We start from the raw sequence: 19,011 nt of genomic DNA, 5'->3' as shown, positions 1-19,011 counted from the left end.
CGATGATGTTTACGCAAAGACACGAAGAATCCCGACGTACTTGCGAACCTTGAGCAGAGACCGAGACGAACCTTTGCAAGGGCCTTCCCCGCCCATGAGATTTTCAAATCACTGGACACCCGGGAGATCAAGCGGGTCAAAAAGATCGGTATGAATGGCTCGACACGGTCAAACTGGGCGCGACCAGTGCATTATCCGAACAGCCGGTTGAGAAAGTACTGAATGGCTAGGAGGCCGAGATGGCGCTGATTTCACCCTTTATGACACCCGAGCGCGAACACTTCCGGGACAATTTCCAGCGCTTTGTCGAAAGCGAGATTCACCCCAACATCGAAAAGTGGGAGGCCGACAAAGCCGTTCCCGCCGAACTGGATGAAAAAGTGGCCGAGTTCGGTGTGTTCGGCTTTGGGGTGCCCGAAGAATACGGTGGGATGGGAATTGACGATGCCTTTCTGCGCGCCGATTTCAACGAATTGATCTTTGGCTGCGGGGCGTCGGGCGTGGCGGCAGCCGTGGGCGGCCGCGCGATTTCAATTGCGCCGATGGCACGGTTCGCATCAGATGACTTCCGCACCACCGTTCTGCCCGAAATCGTAGCGGGGCGGATGTCGTCGTCGCTGGCGATCACTGAGCCCAGTGGCGGATCAGATGTGGCCAACATGCGCACGACCGCCACGCGATCAGGTAACGGGTGGGTTCTGAATGGTGAGAAGTGCTTTATCACCGGCGGCATGGCCTCTAAGTGGTTTGTCGTCGGCGCACGGACGGGCGATGCGGGTCTGGGCGGTATCTCTCTGTTTCTGATCGAAGCCGACACACCAGGCTTTACCCGCACTAGAGGCGAAGAAAAGATGGGTTGGCATTGTTCAGAACAGGCCTCTTTGTTCTTCAAGGATTGCCACGTTCCCGCCGATGCGCTGATCGGTCCTGAAAACCGGGGTTTCCTTGCAATCATGGAAAACTTCAATCATGAACGGCTTGCTTTGATCGCCGGTTCGCTGGGCATGATGAAGCTGTGTTTCAATGCCTCCCTGGACTGGGCGCGCGAACGAAGGACCTTTGGCAAACGCCTGATCGATCATCAGGTCATCGCCCATAAGTTTGCCGAAATCTCGGCCCGGATAGACATGAATCAGGCCTATCTGGATCAGATTTGCTACACCATCAACGCGGGCCAAATGCCTGCCGCTGAAATCGCCAAGGCCAAGGTGCAGGCGACGAAATCGCTGGAATTTGTGGCGTCTGAATCGATGCAGATCTTTGGTGGCGCAGGTTACATGCTCGGCAATCCGGTCGAGCGCGTTTATCGCGAAGTCAAGATCATGGCTATCGGCGGCGGTTCGGAAGAGATCATGCGCGATCTGGCTGTACGCCAAATGGGCCTGGCCACATAACCGTCAGCCGGCACGAAGGCGTTTTGCAAAGGCCGGATACGGTTGCGCGCGACCGGGCGGGTCGACCGCTACGGAGCTAACCGACGCGATAAACTACCCACAACCACATCGACAAAAGAAGTGCCGACCCTCAGGATACACGCGTTGGTTTTTGCGACGAAGCGAAGCAAGGGAGAGGCGGGTAGCATGGGCAGGACGTATCAGGACAGGTATGGCAATTGGGCGATGGTCACAGGTGCCAGTTCCGGAATTGGCGCCGAATTTGCGAACCAGCTTGCGGTTGCCGGGATGAACCTCGTCCTCGTGGCGCGCCGCGCCGATGTGCTGGACGCTATGGCCAGCGATCTCAGCGCTCGCCACGGGGTGGAAGTACGCTGTGTCGCCGCTGATCTCGGAACGGAGGCCGGCATCGACGCGGTGTGTACCATCCCCGAAGAAATCGGTCTGTTGGTTCATTCTGCCGGTGTCGAGGTGAACGGCGCGTTTGAAACGACCGATGCGGATCAGGGAATGGCATTGCTGAGGCTGAATGTTCTGTCGACCTTTCGCCTGACCCACCACTTTTGCCAGGGAATGTTAAAGCGCGGACGGGGCGGGATCGTTCTGGTCTCAAGCCTGTCGGGCCACATGCCGAACCCCTATTTTTCAAACTATGCAGGCAGCAAGGCTTACGTGTTGAACTTCGGCGCATCCCTGCGGGCCGAGCTTCGGCCGAAGGGCATTGACGTTCATGTCCTGTCGCCCGGACCGACCGACACGCCGATGGCTGCTGGTACCGGGTTGGATTGGAGCAAGGTTCCATCAAGCGTTATGAATGCAGACGCTGTTGTAACCGAAGCGCTCGGCAATCTGGGTGGCAAGTTCCTGACGGCTCCGGGGCTGATGAACAAAATGACCATATGGATGGCCAAACACAGCCCGACAGCCCTGTTCGGTCGCATAAATGAGAAAGTGCTGAAAAACGCCCTACCGCCGGAAAAGCTTGGGTGAAGAACTGCGGCGATCACGGCTATGGCAACGTCAGGGAGCGTCTTATAAGGGAACCTAGGGAACGTCAGAACGGCCTGTAATGCGCGACTGAACGGTGCAATCCACCTCTGGCGATCAAGACAGGACAAAAACTTCCGGACATGATGACCGTGTCCTGAACCAAAAAGGGCACAAAAGATGAGCAGTGAAACTCCGAAAGGTGAACTGACATTGCGCACGGCAGCAATGCCTGCGGACGTCAACGTTAACGGCGATATCTTTGGCGGCTGGGTTCTCAGTCAGATGGACATCGCCGGAGGAATTGTTGCAGCTACACGTGCGCAAGGCCGCGTTGCCACAATCGCTGTTGACGCGATGAAGTTCATACGTCCGGTGAAAGTCGGTGACGTGTTATGCATCTACGGAGAGGTGTCGCGTGTGGGCCGAACCTCAATGGCCATATCCATCGAAGCCTGGGTTTTGCGCGGCCTCATCGGCGTCCGTGAAAAGGTGACCGAAGCGATCTTCACCTTTGTTGCGATCGACGAGAACGGAGTTCCACGTCCGGTTCCAAGCGCTGAATAGGGGCTGTCACTGGCGTTTGCGGTATCCAATATTGTCAGGAAAGTTAGAATTTGACCGTTTTGGAGCGGTACTGGAGCGCGCTTCCATAATTCGAACTGCTGGAAACTGTACTAAGGCTTTCATGCCGGCACTATTCACATGCCAGCCGGTCAGGAGAGTTCCTGCCTGAGTTCACTAGATCGATAACAACTACTAAAAAACGCGAGGATTTCTGCCGCGCACCTCGATTGGAGCGCGATTTCCAATCAGGCAAGCCAGTCAGGTCCACATTAGTCCCCTGAACCGATAGTTGGCTGATCAGGACGCCTCGCTGCGCATGATGTCGCTGTAATGGGATACGTGTCTTACTTGCTCCACCAGCTTGTCTTGCAACTGCTTGGCCACTAAACTGGAGGTGTGGCGGTCAGAACTGGCGCGCCGCAACAAGGCGTTGGAACAGGCTTCGGGTCGTGGCCTCAACGTGCAAATCGGCGGCCCGGTTGGTGATCTGCGGGGCTACAAGAACGGAGAGGGAGAGAGGGTCAAGACAGCAGTCGCGGAAAGCCCGGGGCTGGGCAGTGTCGCGCCCCACTGGCAAAACGCCCGCGACGGGATCGCGGATGTGGTGACTGCACTGGGATCACTCTGCGCCACGCTCCGCAAGATCGCCCACAACATCAATCTTCTGTCCTCATCCGACATTGCCGAGATTTCTGAAGTACATGCCAACGGCAAAGGCGCGTCCTCGTCCATGCACCACAAACGCAACCAGCGGGCATCTGAATTCATGGAGGCGGTGTCGCGCCTTGGCGGCAGAAAGCGGAACAGATCGGGGAATTCACCCTTCACCAACACGAAAGGTCCGGCGGCGCATGGATTGGAGAGTGGGTGATCGTGCCCGAAGTGTTCCTGCTGACATCAGGGGCACTGCACTGGGCGCAGACCTTGTTTGAAAACCTGACCTTTCATCCCGAACGAATGGCAGAGCACTGCACAGCATCGGCTGAGGCCGCCCGGATGCGTTGAAGTTTGGCGTTCCAAAATAATAACCTGTCACCGTTGACAATAAAAGGAAGTCGCCCTAAATACTGTCACAGTTGACAACTTATGGTGACCCGATGCAACCTTTCAAACTTGTCTCAGTGGCGGCCCTTGCTGCAGCCACCGCAGTCGCAGCCATTGCGCAATCGCCCGAAACCGCACCGCTTTCGGTGACTGTCGACGGGTTGCGGAATGGCAATGGCGCAGTGATCGTGGCGGCCTTCGATCAGGCCGCGGGCTTTGAGACGATGGACGTGGCCACGGCGATCGCGATGGCCCAGGTCCCCGCAGCCGGTGCGACGGTGTCGGTCACGTTTCACAACCTTCCGGCTGGCACCTATGCCTTCGCCGCGATGCACGACGAAGACCTGGACAGCGATCTGGACATGAAAGGCGAAGTACCGACCGAAGGATATGCGTTTTCCGGCATGGGGCGACGGGGCTTGCCGCCGAAATTCGAGGATGCGGCTGTCGCCACTGGCGCGACGGCCAATTCGACATTGCAGCTGAAGTACTGGAACTGACGTGGCCGGACGCCCATCAAACCGAGACGAACGCTATGCACAGGTGATGAACGCACTGGTGCGTTGCGTGGCACGTTTCGGGCTTGAAGGCGCCTCGCTTGCGCAAATCGCGGACGATGCGGGGCTGACCCGGCCACTGATCCGACACCATCTGGGCAATCGGGACGAAATGATCATGGCGTTGCAGGACCATGTCCTGCGCAGCTTTGCCGAACAGACCGAAGCGCTGTTGGCCGCGCTTCCGGAAGATGGCGCAGGGCCGGGTCTGGTCGAGCTTCTGTTTTCCGACACGATGGAATCGACCCCGGACATGGTGTTGGCGTTTGCGGCACTGACAGCGCGTGCCGCAGAAGATGCGGACCTGCGCGCCGCCTGCCTAGACTCCCTTCTGGGGTTCGAGGCCGCGATTGCAGGTATTTTGAGCAAGGACCATCCGCAAGCCGACCATCACGCGATCGCTGTCGCGGCCCATGGCATCGTTGCGCTATATCTGAATGTGGCGTCTCTGGCGCCGTTGAACATGCCGCAGGAGTGGCCGCAAGCTGCACAATCCCTCGCGGGCAACCTGCTGGAAGGATTGGAAAGCCGCTCATGATCCAGATGCGTCCACTCAACTACATCGCTTTCGCGGTGCTGATGACTGCAACAGTGCTTGGCTATCAATCGCTCTGGGGGCTGCTGTTCCTGTTTTGGACAGTCCAGAGTTACCGCACGGGCTATGCGTTTTTGTTGTCTGAAGTAACGCGGGACGAAGACCCTGTTCTGTACTGGTTGATCCAAGTTGCCTGGGTCGTTTTCGGTATCTTGCTGATAACCGCCGATTTTCTGCCCGGCTAGGGCTCACACCAATCTTGGGAACACCCGAATGACCCGAATGCTTCACCTGCTGCCTGTCGAGGCCTACACCTCGCAAGAATGGTTCGATCGCGAAATGCGCGAGATCTTTTCAAAAACCTGGCGTTATGCCGGGTTCATGGAGGATGTCAGCGAACCCGGCCAGTACATCACCGTTCAGGCCGGGCTGAACAACATTTTCGTGGTAATGGGCCGCGACAGGCGCCTGCGCGCGTTTCATAACATTTGCCGTCACCGCGGCACGCAACTGATCCGGGCCGTCGGCAAGACGCAAAAGGCGCTGACATGCCCGTATCACGACTGGACCTATGACCTTGAAGGCAACCTGATCTCGGTGCCCGAAGAACAAGAGGAATTCGGCAAGGTAGATAAATCCTGCCTGGGTCTGAAACCCGCCAGGGTCGACATCTGGAAATCGATGATATTTGTGCATCCTGACCCGGACGCGCCCTCTATCGCTGAATGGTTCGGGCCGGTGGAACAGCATATTGGCCCGCACGTACCCGAGGAACTGGTCGAATATGAAGACCTGAACAACAGCTACGAGATCAAGGCCAACTGGAAGGTGGTCGTCGAAAACTACATCGACGTCTACCACCTGAGCCACCTGCATTCGAACACGCTGCAAATGTACGACCACAAGGCCGCGAAGTACCACTGGGAAGGCCCCCATTACATGTTCTGGGAACCCCCGGTCGAAGACTTTCTGAAGGATCAGGAAAGCAAGCTGATTGCCCCGCGTGTGATCCCCGAGGACATGACTGGCGCATGGGTGCCGATGCTGTTCCCGGGGATTGGGTTGGCTGGCTCCGAGGACGGTTGGAACATCTTCATCATTGAGCCGCTCGGCCCCGAACTGACGCGAGTGTCCAACCGGGGGCGGGTGTCCAACAGTTCCGGCTGGGAGTTTGCCAAGCAGTCGATGAAATCCTCGAATTTCTGGACCAAGTTTGGCCTGAGCGGCAAGTACGAAGCCCATGACGCCATGAGCGAGGATGACCCGATGGTCGCGGGCGACTTCACGGGGGAAGACATCTACGCATGTGAACAGCAGCAGAAATCGATGAAATCGCCCTATTTCGAAACCGGTCCCGCAGCGGTTGGTGAAAGCCCGGTCGTGCAGCATCAGAAAGTCGTTCTCGAATGGTTGGGGGAAGCCAAATGAACCAGCGAAACTTCCACCCGCTGACCGTTCTCGATACCCGCGAGGAAATCGGCGGCCAGGCCAAGACAGTCATGTTCGACGTGCCCGACGCCCTGCGCGAAACCTTCGTCTGGCGGCCCGGTCAGCACCTGTCGTTCCGCTTCGTGGTGAACGGAGAGGAGCAAAGGCGCAGCTATTCAATCTCCTCGTCTCCGTTCACGAGTGATCCCCTGCGGATCACCGTAAAGCGTGTCCGGAACGGCCTCGTCAGCAACCACGTCAATGACACTGTGAACAAGGGCGATGTGATTGATGTGATGCCACCTTTCGGCGGGTTTTTCCTGGACCCCGGAGCGACAGCGCGGCGTACCCATTACTTTTTTGGCGCAGGTTCAGGCATCACCCCGCTTTACGCAATGCTCAGTTCAGTCATGGCGGCCGAGCCCAATTCCTTCGCGCATCTGGCTTATGGTAACAACAACGAGCACTCTGTCCTGTTGTTGGACGAGCTGAACGCCCTGTGGGAAGCCAATCCGGATCGGATGACCATTCACCATGTCTTTTCCCAACCCGGTTTCTGGTCCTCGGCCGAGTATTGGCGCAGAGGTATCATCGACGAACCCGCGATCGAGGCGCTGATTGCCGAAAACCCGCCCTATGCACAGGACGCGCAGTATTACGTCTGCGGACCCGGCGGCATGAACAAGGCCGTGAAAGCATCGCTGATGTCGCTGGATGTTCCTGCCAATCGCATCCACATGGAAAGCTATGGCGGCGCGGCAGAGATTGACACCACTGTCGAAGGTCTGGCTGCCAAGGCAGAGATCACGTTGGGCGGCGTCAGGCATTCGGTCGACGTGGCCAGCGGCCAAACGGTTCTCGAAGCGGCAAAATCCGCAGGACTGAAACCGCCCTTTTCCTGCCAGTCCGGGGTTTGTGGTGCCTGCCGTGCCAAGCTGGCAAAAGGCGATGTCCACATGCGCGCGCGAATGGCGCTGGAAGACGCAGACATTGCAAAAGGGGCGATCCTGACGTGCCAGTCGCTGCCGCAGACGGACACCCTATCGCTCAGCTATGACTGATCGCATTATGAGCAAAAGGTGAGTCGTTCTGCGCAACCCGTTGCACCATCTACCAGACTTCACCTGCGGCACGAATGGCCTGTGCCGGGGCGGGCAGGGCCGTCGATGGAGCGGCCTGCCCATTATGGCGGTGTGTCTTCCTTTGTGCCAAAAGCCCTCCCTTGTCAGGCCAAGTGGCCAAGGCCAAACGATAAGATAACACTGGCCACGTGAATGCCCTGGCGGCTTGCTTTTTCAAGCCCGGATCTGTGTGAATCGCACTTGGAATGCCTTGCCCCAAGACCGTCAAACAGAACTGTCCCCGCAGGTTGCCGGGTCGATTATTTCTGAGACAAGAAAAAAAGAATTCTCTACACTAGCGCATCAATTTGGGGGAACCAGTAATGAAGGGACGGCAACTCGTTTCGAACGGCAACCCGATGGAAGAGATCGTTGGGTTCAGCCGTGCTGTTCGGGTCGGATCGTTCATCGCCGTCGGGGGAACTGCGCCGGTCGATGCAAACGGTAAAACGGTCGGCATCGGCGATGTCTATACGCAGACCAGACAGTGTTTCGAAATCATCAAGGCGGCCCTCGAAGACGCCGGATCCGGCTTGCAGGACATTGTCCGCACCCGCGTGATCCTGACGGATATCGACAACTGGAAGGACGCGATCGAGGCGCGGAAACACTATTGCAGGGACTCCCGGCCGGTGGACACGATCATGGCGATTGAACGCTTCGTGAACCCGGAATGGCTGGTCGAAATCGAAGTGGATGCCGTGATCCCCGAAGACACAGGCGGTGCACCGGCATGACCATATCTGCGAAATTCGACAGCTGGGCCGCCGGTGATGCCTACGAACATTACATGGGCCGGTGGAGCCGTCAGATCGCCCGCGATTTCCTGGATTGGCTGGCACCTTCGCCTGACGCCGACTGGATAGATGTCGGATGCGGAACCGGCGCGCTTTCCGCAACCATTCTGGACCACTGTCGCCCGAAATCCGTGCTCGGCGTTGATCCGTCGGACGGTTTCGTCGCCTTCGCCCGCGAAAACTCGGCAGATGATCGTGCTCGGTTTGCCGTCGGCGGTGCGGAAGATCTGCCTGCCGAGACCGGGATGTTCGACATCGCGACGTCTGGCCTGGCCGTCAATTTTTTCCCCGATGCAACTGCGGGTCTGCAGGAAATGATGCGCGTAGTCAGGCCGGGAGGCACTGTTTGCTTCTATGTCTGGGACTATCCGGGCGGCGGCATCGGTTTCATCAGTACTTTCTGGAAAGCTGCGGCATCGATTGATGAAAACGCGGCCAGTTTGGACGAGGCGGCCCGGTTTCCTCAATGCACGCCCGACGGGCTGACCGAGCTTTGCAGGGCTGCGGGCCTGCAATGTGATGTGGCACCCATCCAGCGCGACACCCGCTTTTCCGACTTCGAATCGTTCTGGGACCCGTTCACACGAGGGGCTGGACCGGCTCCGGGCTACCTCGCAAAGCTCGCTCCGAAACAACAGGCCGAATTGAAAGGCAGATTAAAGACTGATCTGGGTGAGAACGAGATCGTGCTGCCGGCCCGCGCCTGGGCCGTCAAGGCAACCAATACTCGCGCCTAGTAAACTTCGGACGGCAATCCAATGTCGCAAGACAACACCTTTCATCTTTCGACCTCTGCAGCGGAAACATACGAGAAACAACGCGTCCCGGCCATTTTCGGCCCGATGGCAGAAGCCACGCTGAATGCCATTTCGCTGACCCCCGCAAAAACCGTGCTCGACGTGGCCTGCGGAACGGGGGGCATGGCCCGCGCCGTGGCCAAACGGCTGACCACACCCGCTCGTATTGTCGGATGCGATCTGAACCCGGCCATGATCTAGGTTGCCCGCGCAAACACGCCGGACGGCCCGCACCGATTTGAATGGATCGAGGCACCTGCCCAGTCGATGCCCTTGAAAGATGGGGCAGTCGATCTGGCGTTTTGCCAACATGGTTTGCAGTTTTTTCCTGACAAACCCGCAGCCCTGGCCGAGATCAGGAGGATCGTAAAGCCAGACGCGCTGGTTGTCGTGACATGCTGGAAAGCGATCCCGCCCTTTTTTGCGGTCGTTGCCGATGTGCTGAAAGTCCATATTGGTGACACGGCCGCCACAACGGCTGTTCAACCCTTCACATGGAACGACGCCGATGAAGTTCGCGAATTGATTGGAGCCGCTGGTTTCAACGTTGCCGCACCGAAGACCATTTCCGTCGACCGAAAACTGCGCTGCGACGCGCAAGCCATGCGAGAAGAACTGTTATCAACTCCGAACGAAAAGGCGCTTCGCGCGGCGGGAGAGGAAGCCACCAACGTTGTTGCTTCAGAGATACTAAAGGCGGTCACTCACTTTCGCGACGGCGAGTTCCTGATCATGCCGCAAAAGGCGCTTTTGTTCGAAGCGGTCGCCGGATAGCAGACGGCCGAAGTTCGGATCGGTTCCCTCGCACTTAATGATTGTTCGACTCAACTGACAAAGCCATCTGCATCCGGGCCGAATTCCAGAAAGAACTCATCAGGGACTGCAGGATACTTCGTCTGAAGCTCCGCCAGAGAGGCCAGGCCGTCACCGTCCATATCCAGATCAGCGGGCATGGGGAACACAAGCCGGGCAAACAGCGACGAGAGCAGTGACACAACAGAATCTCGACCCATTTTAGTCTCCGTCAGATATGGGCAACTACCCATTGCAAGGTTGGTGTAGCGCTCCGGTGCCGGTGAAATTTCTTCGGGTATCAGACTTCATTGGTTCCTCAGCTTGGGTGCTGCAATACGAAATTAGAAGTGTTGATTGGTGATCCGATATGCAGGGGCACTTTCGCGCTACACATTAAATATGGCACGGCCTCATTTTATTGAAAAACGAATTTTTATCACGGATAATATCGAGCAATCAAATAGGTGGCTCATGGATATTGAACTTGCTCGCACGTTCCTGGCGGTCGTTGAGACGGGCACCTTTTTCGATGCCGCAAACAAGGTGCATGTCACACAGTCGACCGTGAGCATGAGGATTCGGACTCTCGAGCAGCAGCTAGGCCAATCCGTTTTTGAACGTGGCAAATCCGGCGCGACCCTGACGCCCGCGGGGCGGCATTTCCTCAAACACGCTCAGGTTCTGGTACGCACCTGGACACAGGCAAAGCTGGATGCAAGCCTTCCGGCAGCGATGAAAGCCGCGCTGGCGATCGGTGCGGCGCCGAGCTTATGGGACGGCTATTTGACCGACGCCCTGCCCAAGTTGATGACATTGATGCCCGATGTTGCCATCAAAGCGTCAGCCGCGTCTTCCGCAACCCTGACCCGCGAAATTGAAGAGGGCGGCCTGGACCTTGCAATAATGTACGAGCCGCGAAGCGTGTCAGGGCTTTCTGCGGTGCAACTTTTCGAAGATGAGTTTGTACTGGTCACCAGCGGCCCGGATGCCCTGCCAGCCAATCTCGGCAACGCCTACATCCTGATAGATTGGGGCCCGGAATTCCGGGCTGACCATTTGCTGAACTTTCCCGAGCTTAATACGCCACGTCTTCAGTTGGGGATCGGAACCCTCGGCCTTCAATACCTGCGCTCAATTCCCGCCGCCGGTTATTTTCCGAAACGCGTGATCGAACCGGAACTTGAAGGCGGGTGGCTTAAGCTGGTCAAGGCGGCCCCCCGGTTCGCATATGCCGCCTACGCGGTTTTCGACGAAAGCGAGGGGGATGGGCTGCCAGCCCAGGCCGCATCAGAGCTTCGCGCTGCCGCGAGTTCGTTGGGTCTTGCATCGCACAACGGATAAGATCGCCCTGCGGGCTTGATCGGCCACTTGCGACTACCGCCACGGACATCGCCCCGATGGTTTCGTATGTGATCAGGCCGGATTTGCGCCGGGGAAGCCTGTGCCTGTCCAGAGCGACGGAGTTGCCAGCAATTCAGCATCTAAGTTGGCACCTAGGTCAGTAGTCGGCGGATCCGGGTTTGGCTCGATCCAAAAAAACACACACAAAACTGTTGCCGAAACCGGTTTCGGAACTGAACCTGAGCACATGAGCGCGAATCCGTCCACTTCCAAGGCAAGAAACAACGGGGCGACGCCCCCGGCGGCGGGTCGCGTCAAAATCGACGAACTGGCCGAACATCTGGGGCTGTCAAAAAGCACCGTTTCCCGCGCACTGAACGGCTATTCCGATATCGCCGAAACAACGCGAAAAAGGGTGGAAAACGCCGCGCGAAAGCTCGGTTACCGTCCATTGAGCCATGCACAGGCAATCCGAACCGGACGTGTTCGCGCCATCGCCATGGTTCTCAACAGTGAAGAGCCGGACGGGCACAATCCGTTCCTTCAGGAATTTCTTGCCGGTGCGTGCGAGGCCGCCAGCGGTTTTGACTGGACCATGACAATCTCGACCGCCAAATCCGAGCAGGACACGCTGAAAGTCCTGAGCCGTTTGGTCGAGGAGCGCAAGGCCGACGGCTTCATCCTGCCTCGGACCGCCGTGAATGATTCTCGTGTTCGTCTTCTGCGCCATCTTGGCGTGCCGCATATTCTATATGGACGAACCGGTTACGGACGCTCGAACCCGCCCGAAGGTACATCCTGGTTCGACATTTCCGGCGAAAGCGCAATGCGTAACGCAGTCCTGAGGCTGGCCGGGCACGGCCATACGCGGATCGGCTATGTCGGCAGCGATCTCAAATTCAACTACAGTCACCTGCGTCGGGACGGGTTTGTCGAGGGGCTGGGCATCGCAGGTCTGCCCTATGATCCTGAACTCGTGCGCGACGGTGCCCGAACCCGAGAGGAAGGGGCCGTGCAGGGCCGCGCGCTGATGCGGCTGAACCGCCCGCCCACAGCGATCGTTTTTGCCACTGATCTTGCTGCATTGGGCTTTTATACCGTGACCGCTGATTTAAACCTGCAGGTTGGTCGGGATGTCTCGGTCATTGCATATGACGGTATTCCCGAAAGCCAGCATGCCCACCCGGCATTGACCACCTTCAACGTGGATTCCGGCCAGGCCGGGCACAGGCTTGTGACACTGCTGATCCGTCAGATCAGGGGCGAAATCGCAGATACGCTGCGCGAGTTGGGTGAGGCCACGTTGGTTGAGCGCGCTTCAGACGGGCCGCCCACCTGTTCTCCAGAAGAACTGGCGCAAAAGATTTCCATACATGTCGAATAATCCGGGGAGGAACCAAATGACTATTCGCATCGCAACCCGTACGGCCAGGCTATTGCTTGGCACATCCCTTGCACTGACCTTGTCAGCGCTGTCGGCGCAAGCCGATACCATTCGCTTCTGGACCACGGAAGAACAGCCCGAACGCCTGGCAAAACAGCAGGAAATGGCTGATCAGTTCAAAGCCGATACAGGCACGACCGTCGAGGTGATCCCGGTGACGGAAAGCGATCTGGGCACGCGCGCAACCGCGGCTTTTGCAGCAGGCGACCTGCCGGACGTAATTTATCACACCCTGCAATATGCCCTGCCATGGGCAGAAGCTGGCATTCTTGACACCGAAGCCGCATCCGAAGTGATCGAAGAACTGGGCGCGGATACATTCGCACCCGGAGCCATCGCCATGGCCGCGTTCAACGATGAATCCGCATCGGTGCCTGTAGACGGCTGGACCCAGATGGTCGTCTATCGCAAGGACCTGTTCGAGGAGAACGGTCTCGAAGCCCCGGATTCCTTTGCCGATATTCAGGCGGCATTGGAAAAACTGCACAATCCGCCCGAGATGTACGGGTTCGTGTCCGCCACCAAAGTTGATGAGAACTTCATGAGCCAGGTTCTGGAGCATGTTTTCCTCGCCAATGGCGTCAGCCCGGTTGGTCCGGATGGCTTCCAACCACTGGACGAAGCCAAAACCACCGAAGTTCTGGACTTCTACAAGGCGATTTCCAAAGCCTCACCTCCGGGAGAGTTGTACTGGAAGCAATCGCGCGAGCTTTATTTTGACGGCAAAGCGGCAATGATCATCTGGTCGCCTTTCATTCTGGACGAGCTGGCCGGTCTGCGCGATAGCGCTCCGCCGACCATCAACGACGACCCGACCTCGCGTGATCTGGCGGGCAAGACAGGTATCGTGACCAAATTGTCCGGCCCCTCCAATCCGGATGGCGCGGCCTGGGGTGACGTCCGGTATTTCGGCATCACCAGCGACGCGGACACCGATGCAGCCATGGAATTCGTGAAATACGCCATGGATGACGGCTATACTCAGACGCTGGCAATCGCGCCTGAGGGCAAGTTCCCGGTCCGCCGCGGCAATGCCGAAAATCCGACGGCCTTTGCAGAAGCTTGGGCCGAATTGCCGGTCGGGGTGGATCGCAAGGCACCCTTGGGTGAGCTTTATGATCAGGCGATGATCGACGAAATCGTCGGTGGTCTTGACGTCGCACAACGCTGGGGCGTGACCGAGGGGCAGTTGTCCCTGGCATCAAAAATGATCAACTCGCAGGCCATCAACCGTGTCGTTCGTCAGTATATCGACGATGAAATCGACGCTGCCGAGGCCGTTGCGGCCATGAACGACGAACTGGCCAAAGTTCAGTAGAACCGTCTCTCAATCGGAAACCGCAGCGGCGTGCGCGCCGCTGCACCCAACCCTCTCCGAGGTCTTCCATGTCTTCTTCGGTAACCCCACCGACCGGAACCGGGGCACTTGCCAAACGCGAGGCGCGTATGGCCTGGGCTCTGCTGGCTCCGACCGTGATCAGTGTGTCGCTTGTCGTGATCCTGCCGTTGCTGGCAATCATCTGGATCAGCTTCAAGCCATTTACCCTGTCCGACCTGCGCCCACCCGCGCCGGTTGTCCGTGAAAGTCTGCGCGGATCGGGCGACGATCTGCGGATCGAATACCGCTTGCGCAACTCCAGCCAGGAGATCGCGATCGAAGGCGTGACCCTGGCCGATGTTCTTCCGGACGGGGTGACCGCCGGAGAAGTCGTTGCGCCATGTGCTCTGGACGGGCAGGATTTGTATTGCGATTTCGGCACCTTGCAGGGTGGACAGCGTGAGCGTATCCGCATCCCGGTCACATTCGACGGCGACCCGGATGCGGTCGAGGATGCGGTCGAGGGATCAGAGCCGAAAGTCACCGGCAGCGGGCCGAATGTACTGACCAGCCTTGAATTCAGCCTCGAAAACTTTGCCCGCGTCTTTGACGGGAAAGAATTCTGGGGCGTTCTGTGGGTCACTCTGTTCTATACTGTATTCGGCACAATCGGTGCGCTGGTCATGGGCCTCTTTGCGGCCCTGCTGCTGAACAAAAGCTTCAGGGGGCAGGGCATCATCCGAGGCCTCTACCTGTTCCCTTACGTTGCCCCGGTGATTGCGGTCGCCTTCACATGGGTCACGCTGTTCGACCCATTCTCAGGTTCCGCCAACGCGTTGCTGGTGCAGATGGGACTGACCAGCGATCCCATCAACTTCTTCGGTGAACGCCCATTGGCCCTGATCATGGTCACAGTGTTTGAGATCTGGCGCTATTTCCCTCTGTCCTTCCTGTTCATCCTCGCCCGGATGCAATCTATCGACTCCAGCATGTATGAAGCGGCGGATATGGACGGGGCTTCGCCATTCCAGAAATTCTGGTTGCTGAGCATCCCGCAACTGCTGGGTATCCTGTCAGTGCTGTTCCTGCTGCGCTTCATTTGGACGTTCAACAAATTCGATGACATCTTCCTGCTGACCGGCGGCAATGCGGGCACTCGCACGCTGACCGTGAATGTCTATGAACAGGCTTTTGCAATATCGAACATCGGCGCCGGTGCGGCGGTGGCGGTGGTGATCCTGGTGTGCCTGATTGCCTTCAGCTTTGTCTTCTTCCGCTTCATTAGCCGTGAGGAGGGTCTGTGATGCGCAAAGGGTATATAACCGGCCCAATTCTGGGCGCGCTTTGGCTGGTTGTCATCGCGACAACCGTTGCCGTCACCATGTCGTTTTCCACCGGGGCGGCATTTCGTCCCCAGATACTGCTCTGCCTGATCTGGGGTGCGCTGGCAGGATGGATCTACATCCGGTTCCCGGCGCACCATGCACCGGCCCGCCTGGGTATATCGGCCATGCTGGGCCTGTCCGGCCTGACCGGGTTTGGCCCCGTTCTGATCGGCCCGGACACGTCGGTGCAGGCAGTCCTGGTTACTGTTCTGGCAATGGCCGCCGTAATTCACGTCTCGTTGGCTGCAATTCTCAGGGAAACCCCGTTCGGAGAGCTGACCCGGCACGAATTCGAGGATGCGGTAATCCGGTTCTGCACCGGCTTCGGTTATATTTTCTTCACGGCGATCGTGGTCATCCCGTTTTACGTCATGGTGATGACCAGCCTTAAATCCCAGCAGGCGTTGCTGCAAAATCCGCTGGATTTCTCAATCGACCTGAGCCAGGGCACCGCGCTTTTCCGCAGTTATACCGAGCTGTTCCGTGACTTCAATTTCGGCACCTATTTGTGGACGTCCTTCTACGTCTCGGTCCTCACGGTATTCATTACGCTGGCCTTCAGCGTCCCCGGGGCCTACGCTGTTGCGCGGTTCCGGTTCAAGGGGCAAAAGGCGTTCTCACGATCGATCCTGTTGATCTACATGGTCCCGATGATCGTACTGGCGCTGCCGATCTATATCGCATTCTCTCTGACCGGCTTGCGCAATTCGATCCTTGGCATTGTCATGATCTATCCGGTGACGACGATCCCGGTCGCGCTCTACATGCTGCAAGGCTATTTTCGCGGCTTGCCGACCGAGGTCGAGGAAGCCGGTTTGATGGATGGGTTGTCACGCCTGTCGGTGATCTGGAAGATCACCCTTCCGCTCAGCCTGCCGGCTCTGGCGTCGGTCTCGCTTTACGTCTTCATGATCGCCTGGAACGAGTTCCTGCTGGCCTTCATGCTGCTGGACGATCCGTCAAAATTCACCCTGACCCGAGGGGTCACGATGCTGAATTCCTCAGAAATTCCCCGTCAGCACCTGATGGCCGGTGCCGTCATCGCCACTGTCCCGATCATGGCGCTGTTCCTGGGGCTTGAACGTTTCATGAGCAAGGGCCTGACTGCGGGGTCCGTCAAAGGATGACACAGATGAACCAACATACGAACCCCGACCGCGAGGCGCGCAATATCCTGATCGCCAATGACCGGGGAGGCTACACCATCCCGACCGAAGGGCTGTATCCGTATCAATGGAACTGGGACAGCGCGATCGCCGCGCTTGGGTTTGCCGAATTTGACATAGATCGCGCCTGGATTGAGCTTGAGACGCTGTTCTCGGGACAATGGGCTGACGGGATGGTCCCGCATATCCTGTTTCACAAACCCGATCCTGGGTATTTCCCCGGTCCGGATGTCTGGGGGTGCAACGGCCCGATCCCGTCGTCGGGCATCATCCAGCCACCCATTGCGGCCACCATGGCGCGCCTTATCTGGGACAAGGACCGGACACTGGGCGAAGTTCGTATTCGCCCCCTTTTCGCCGCCATGCTGGCCTGGCACCGTTGGATCATGAAATGGCGGCTGGACGATCTGGGGGCTGTCTGCACCACCCACCCCTGGGAGGCGGGCCGCGACAACGCCCCGGACTGGGACAAGGCGATGGCACGTATGGATGCCTCGGACGTGGGCGAATATGTCCGCCGGGACACAAGCCACGTCAACAGCGACGACCGGCCCACCAAGTTCGACTATGACCGGTACATCAAGCTGGTTCAGATCGGACGCCAAGCCGGATGGGATCAGAAGACCTTACTCCGCAAGAACCCGTTCCGCGTGGCGGACCCGACAATGACCTTCACCACCTTACGCGCGGCCCGCGATCTGTTGGCCGTAGGCACCGAACTCGGTCTGGAAACCGACGGCTTGAGCAACGACATCGCCCGGCTGGAGGAGGGCGCGCGGTCGCTGTGGAATGCCGATCTGGGGTCTTTTGACTCGCGCGATGCCCATAGCGGCGACTGGGCGAACAGTATCTCGAACGCTTCCTTCATGTGCTGGTTTGCCGGCATCGAGTCACCCGAAATGCTGGAAAGGCTCCGAAAAGTTCAGAAAACGGTCCCGCACCCTATTCCCAGCCACGACACAGAAAGCCCGAAATTCGATCCCCGCCGATACTGGCGCGGACCAACCTGGGCGATCATGAACATGATGATCGGCATTGGCCTTGCCGAAATGGGCCATGAGGCCGAAGCGGAAGACCTGCGCGCCAAAACCGCCGCGTTGATTTCCAATTTCGGGTTTGCTGAATACTTCGATCCCAATACCGGCAGTCCCGCGGGCGGGAATTCGTTTACATGGACAGCCGCCGTTTGGCTGATCTGGGCAGGGAGGAACTGATGGGCAGCATCAAGCTCAACGCGGTCGAAAAGTGGTTTGGTAACGTTCAGGTCATCAAGGGCATTGACCTTGACATAGACGAAGGTGAGTTCATCGTGTTCGTAGGCCCATCGGGCTGCGGTAAATCCACCCTGTTGCGTATGATCGGCGGCCTTGAAGATACTTCGCGCGGCGCAATTCTGATCAACGACAACGACGTCACCGATCACCCGCCTTCGAAACGCGGTCTAACCATGGTGTTTCAATCCTACGCCCTTTACCCCCATCTGACCGTGGCCGAGAATATGGGGTTTTCGCTGAAGGTTGCCGGTGCCCCAAAAACAGACATCGACGCCCAGGTCAGCAAGGCTGCGGAGGTGCTGAAACTGACGCCATTTCTGGAACGCAGGCCTAAGGACCTTTCAGGTGGTCAGCGCCAGCGTGTCGCTATCGGCCGCTCAATCGTGCGTGACCCCACCGCATTCCTGTTTGACGAACCTCTTTCGAACCTCGACGCCGCGTTGCGCGTCGAAATGCGCTACGAGATCGCCAAACTGCACCAGAACCTGAAACGTACCATGATCTACGTCACGCACGATCAGGTCGAGGCGATGACGCTGGCAGACCGGATCGTCGTGCTGGAATACGGTCATATCGCCCAGGTCGGCACTCCGCGCGAATTATATGAGCATCCAGCGAACCTGTTCGTAGCCCAATTCATCGGCAGCCCGAAAATGAACATCCTGCCGTGCACGACCGACAATGGTTCTTACCGCCTTTCGGGGGGTGGCAGTGGAACCTATGATCGGGCTGTAGCCGCGACACGGTTGGGCATCCGCCCCGAACATATTAAGGTCGTAGCACAAGGTGCAGGTCAGTGTGATGGCGTTATCGAGGTTATTGAGTATCTTGGCGCAGACACATTCCTGATCCTCGATTGTGGTGGCGAAGACAAAGTTACAGTCCGCATCACCGGTGATACCGAATTGCAGCCTGGCGCAACGGTTGGGTTGCACCTTGCACCAGAATTCCTGCATTTCTTCGATGTCGAGGATCAACGCGTTGATGTGTAAATGGGATTCTAAAGGCTAAGGTCGACACAATTGCACCCGTGACATGGCCCGAAGTAGGCATGCGCCGCC

General features: G+C 58.0%; 20 protein-coding genes and 1 pseudogene. 20 read left to right on the top strand and 1 reads right to left on the bottom strand.

Annotation, left to right across the window (positions count from 1 at the left end; all coding sequences use genetic code 11):
* Nucleotides 1-239 precede the first annotated feature (239 nt).
* From ACR0CG_RS10205 to ACR0CG_RS10145, 13 genes and pseudogenes are all read left to right on the top strand, one after another.
* Entirely contained in the window at nucleotides 240-1,394 is a 1,155-nt protein-coding gene (locus tag ACR0CG_RS10205; RefSeq protein WP_480524568.1) for an acyl-CoA dehydrogenase family protein, read from the top strand.
* A gap of 186 nt (nucleotides 1,395-1,580) precedes the next feature.
* Nucleotides 1,581-2,384, top strand: coding sequence for an SDR family NAD(P)-dependent oxidoreductase (locus ACR0CG_RS10200; protein ID WP_480524566.1), 804 nt, complete (start codon nucleotides 1,581-1,583; stop codon nucleotides 2,382-2,384).
* A gap of 177 nt (nucleotides 2,385-2,561) precedes the next feature.
* The gene (locus ACR0CG_RS10195) at nucleotides 2,562-2,948 is read left to right on the top strand and encodes an acyl-CoA thioesterase (protein ID WP_170678786.1); all 387 of its coding nucleotides are present in this window, start codon (nucleotides 2,562-2,564) and stop codon (nucleotides 2,946-2,948) included.
* 376 nt (nucleotides 2,949-3,324) lie between these two features.
* Complete coding sequence (locus ACR0CG_RS10190; protein ID WP_480524564.1) at nucleotides 3,325-3,819, top strand: lyase family protein; 495 nt, start codon at nucleotides 3,325-3,327, stop codon at nucleotides 3,817-3,819.
* Nucleotides 3,816-3,953, top strand: coding sequence for a hypothetical protein (locus tag ACR0CG_RS10185; protein ID WP_480524562.1), 138 nt, complete (start codon nucleotides 3,816-3,818; stop codon nucleotides 3,951-3,953). The genes ACR0CG_RS10190 and ACR0CG_RS10185 overlap by 4 nt, the downstream gene beginning before the upstream one ends.
* A gap of 92 nt (nucleotides 3,954-4,045) precedes the next feature.
* The gene (locus tag ACR0CG_RS10180) at nucleotides 4,046-4,492 is read left to right on the top strand and encodes a DUF2141 domain-containing protein (RefSeq protein WP_480524560.1); all 447 of its coding nucleotides are present in this window, start codon (nucleotides 4,046-4,048) and stop codon (nucleotides 4,490-4,492) included.
* A 1-nt stretch (nucleotide 4,493) separates the two neighbouring features.
* Complete coding sequence (locus tag ACR0CG_RS10175) at nucleotides 4,494-5,087, top strand: TetR/AcrR family transcriptional regulator (protein ID WP_480524559.1); 594 nt, start codon at nucleotides 4,494-4,496, stop codon at nucleotides 5,085-5,087.
* Nucleotides 5,084-5,329 carry a hypothetical protein gene (locus ACR0CG_RS10170; protein WP_480524557.1) on the top strand — a complete coding sequence of 82 codons (246 nt, stop codon included), beginning with the start codon at nucleotides 5,084-5,086 and terminating at the stop codon, nucleotides 5,327-5,329. Before ACR0CG_RS10175 ends, ACR0CG_RS10170 begins: the two co-directional genes overlap by 4 nt.
* A 28-nt stretch (nucleotides 5,330-5,357) precedes the next feature.
* Nucleotides 5,358-6,512, top strand: coding sequence for an aromatic ring-hydroxylating oxygenase subunit alpha (locus ACR0CG_RS10165; protein ID WP_480524555.1), 1,155 nt, complete (start codon nucleotides 5,358-5,360; stop codon nucleotides 6,510-6,512).
* A complete protein-coding gene (locus ACR0CG_RS10160) occupies nucleotides 6,509-7,573 on the top strand; it encodes a 2Fe-2S iron-sulfur cluster-binding protein (RefSeq protein ID WP_480524553.1) in 1,065 nt (354 codons plus the stop codon). Before ACR0CG_RS10165 ends, ACR0CG_RS10160 begins: the two co-directional genes overlap by 4 nt.
* Before the next feature lie 383 nt (nucleotides 7,574-7,956).
* Entirely contained in the window at nucleotides 7,957-8,370 is a 414-nt protein-coding gene (locus ACR0CG_RS10155) for a RidA family protein (protein WP_480524551.1), read from the top strand.
* Nucleotides 8,367-9,167: a class I SAM-dependent methyltransferase gene (locus ACR0CG_RS10150; protein ID WP_480524549.1), complete on the top strand. Its 801-nt coding sequence runs from the start codon at nucleotides 8,367-8,369 to the stop codon at nucleotides 9,165-9,167. Before ACR0CG_RS10155 ends, ACR0CG_RS10150 begins: the two co-directional genes overlap by 4 nt.
* 21 nt (nucleotides 9,168-9,188) lie before the next feature.
* Nucleotides 9,189-10,001, top strand: a pseudogene (locus tag ACR0CG_RS10145) (class I SAM-dependent methyltransferase).
* A gap of 50 nt (nucleotides 10,002-10,051) precedes the next feature.
* Here the strand turns inward: ACR0CG_RS10145 and ACR0CG_RS10140 are convergent.
* A complete protein-coding gene (locus ACR0CG_RS10140) occupies nucleotides 10,052-10,240 on the bottom strand; it encodes a hypothetical protein (protein ID WP_170614043.1) in 189 nt (62 codons plus the stop codon).
* A 253-nt stretch (nucleotides 10,241-10,493) separates the two neighbouring features.
* Between ACR0CG_RS10140 and ACR0CG_RS10135 the strand changes: the two genes are divergently transcribed.
* The 7 genes from ACR0CG_RS10135 (at nucleotide 10,494) to ACR0CG_RS10105 (ending at nucleotide 18,942) form a co-directional block, all read left to right on the top strand.
* Nucleotides 10,494-11,363, top strand: coding sequence for a LysR family transcriptional regulator (locus ACR0CG_RS10135; protein ID WP_480524547.1), 870 nt, complete (start codon nucleotides 10,494-10,496; stop codon nucleotides 11,361-11,363).
* A 247-nt stretch (nucleotides 11,364-11,610) separates the two neighbouring features.
* The gene (locus ACR0CG_RS10130; protein WP_480524545.1) at nucleotides 11,611-12,747 is read left to right on the top strand and encodes a LacI family DNA-binding transcriptional regulator; all 1,137 of its coding nucleotides are present in this window, start codon (nucleotides 11,611-11,613) and stop codon (nucleotides 12,745-12,747) included.
* Between the two features lie 16 nt (nucleotides 12,748-12,763).
* Nucleotides 12,764-14,125: an ABC transporter substrate-binding protein gene (locus tag ACR0CG_RS10125; RefSeq protein ID WP_480524543.1), complete on the top strand. Its 1,362-nt coding sequence runs from the start codon at nucleotides 12,764-12,766 to the stop codon at nucleotides 14,123-14,125.
* Nucleotides 14,126-14,193: 68 nt separating this feature from the next.
* Complete coding sequence (locus ACR0CG_RS10120; protein ID WP_480524541.1) at nucleotides 14,194-15,429, top strand: carbohydrate ABC transporter permease; 1,236 nt, start codon at nucleotides 14,194-14,196, stop codon at nucleotides 15,427-15,429.
* On the top strand, nucleotides 15,429-16,637 hold the full coding sequence (locus ACR0CG_RS10115; protein WP_480524539.1) for a carbohydrate ABC transporter permease: 1,209 nt from the start codon (nucleotides 15,429-15,431) through the stop codon (nucleotides 16,635-16,637). Before ACR0CG_RS10120 ends, ACR0CG_RS10115 begins: the two co-directional genes overlap by 1 nt.
* Nucleotides 16,638-16,642: 5 nt before the next feature.
* Nucleotides 16,643-17,890 (top strand): MGH1-like glycoside hydrolase domain-containing protein, encoded by a 1,248-nt coding sequence (locus tag ACR0CG_RS10110; protein WP_480492360.1) that lies wholly within the window; start codon nucleotides 16,643-16,645, stop codon nucleotides 17,888-17,890.
* Nucleotides 17,890-18,942, top strand: coding sequence for a sn-glycerol-3-phosphate ABC transporter ATP-binding protein UgpC (locus ACR0CG_RS10105; RefSeq protein ID WP_170679222.1), 1,053 nt, complete (start codon nucleotides 17,890-17,892; stop codon nucleotides 18,940-18,942). The genes ACR0CG_RS10110 and ACR0CG_RS10105 overlap by 1 nt, the downstream gene beginning before the upstream one ends.
* Nucleotides 18,943-19,011: the final 69 nt, after the last annotated feature.

The sequence above is a fragment of the Ruegeria sp. AB8 genome (assembly GCF_056542605.1).
This window is presented reverse-complemented; position numbering and strand designations above follow the sequence as displayed.